Annotated in this window: 2 protein-coding genes; one reads left to right on the top strand and one right to left on the bottom strand. The window is 44.9% G+C overall.

Annotated features, from left to right (window positions below; genetic code table 11):
* The coding region (locus A3729_RS33555; protein WP_197476156.1) for a hypothetical protein at positions 1-269 on the top strand (269 nt) is incomplete at its 5' end.
* A 29-nt stretch (positions 270-298) separates the two neighbouring features.
* Here A3729_RS33555 and A3729_RS27210 read toward each other — a convergent pair.
* Positions 299-769 (bottom strand): HD-GYP domain-containing protein, encoded by a 471-nt coding sequence (locus tag A3729_RS27210; RefSeq protein WP_082907151.1) that lies wholly within the window; start codon positions 767-769, stop codon positions 299-301.
* Positions 770-894: the final 125 nt, after the last annotated feature.

The raw sequence follows: 894 nt of genomic DNA, 5'->3' as shown, positions 1-894 counted from the left end.
AAAATACAACTTTTCAGACACGAATTAACGGCATTCCTCATCAAACTAAAAAAGGCTCAGGCAAGGACAACCCAGCCAACGATTCAATTTTAGTTGATAACGAAATGAAGCCAATGCTAGCTGCACCGCTAAAACAAATGACCTTCGAAGATAGAGCGTCGTTTACTCGTTCTGATGCAGCCAAACAAGACAAGGCAATGGCGACAATCATTGTTGCATCCGGTCTCGCTACTCTATCGATACTACTAGGCTTTGCCTTAGCATTCTAAGCGTAAAACCTAGTATCGTATGCGCATGCCTAATCGGCATGCGCCTCTTGAATTTTCATTAGCTCTTCTTGGGTATCGAGTAATAAATCAACCAAACGCGGCTCGAACTTAGTGCCTTTCATCTCTTTGAAGAAGTTTAATGTCTCGTCTATAGACCTAGCTTGTTTATAGCATCGACGATTCACCAGCGCATCGAACACATCTGCCACCGAAGCAATTCGCGCAAAGATATGAATATCTTCACCCGCAATACCGTTTGGATAGCCTGAACCGTCCCAGTTCTCGTGATGCCCACCTGCAATGAGCGCGCCCGCTCGCAAGACCTCTAAGTCAGACGTCGAAAGTATATCGTAACCGATCTGGGCATGAGACTGCATAACCTCCCACTCTTGAGGTGTTAGCTTACCAGGCTTGTTAAGGATATGATCAGGGATAGCGATCTTCCCAATATCATGTAGTGGTGCCGCTTTATACATTACCTCATTATCTCGATCACACAGTCCAAATGTCCATTCAGGACTTAATGAACCTCAAAGTAACTGTTGCATCAGTATTTGAAGAGTCAGAGCTGGACGCAGCGTCTAGCGTATCTCTTCTGACCGAAAATGACTGGCAAAAAACAGGA

The organism is Oleiphilus sp. HI0043, assembly GCF_001634935.1.
Note: the sequence above shows the minus strand (reverse complement) of the source record. Positions and strands in the feature narration are given on the sequence as shown.